This is a genomic window from Alteromonas sp. KUL106 (assembly GCF_009811415.1).
Taxonomy (GTDB): domain Bacteria; phylum Pseudomonadota; class Gammaproteobacteria; order Enterobacterales; family Alteromonadaceae; genus Alteromonas.
The window spans coordinates 1-252 of record NZ_BLIG01000083.1; the positions used below are offsets into that span (position 1 = coordinate 1).

Consider the following 252-nt stretch of genomic DNA (forward strand, 5'->3'; position numbering starts at 1 on the left):
GCTCGGCTGTTTTAATCGCTCTCTCGCGGCCTAGCTCGGCTCTCTCGGCATTTTCTCGTTGCACTTGAAATGCCTTTGTCGCTTTCGCCAGTTCGACTCGTAGACGCTCACTCTCGGCTTTGTGCTTGTCGCGCTCTTGCGCAAGTCGTCCCTCCTCGCGCTTGTCAGCAATCGGCTTAACGATTTTGCCTTTGTGCAAAACCGCTTCGCCTGTTTCGAGCATCATAACCGCCTCTTTCAGCGGCTCTATAT

The 252-nt window shown here is 54.0% G+C and carries 1 protein-coding gene; it reads right to left on the reverse strand.

All coding sequences use genetic code 11. The features are described 5' to 3' along the window. Window positions 1-226: hypothetical protein (locus GVO63_RS19310; RefSeq protein WP_159582064.1), on the reverse strand; the 226-nt coding region annotated here is incomplete at its 3' end. Between the last annotated feature and the right edge of the window lie 26 nt (window positions 227-252).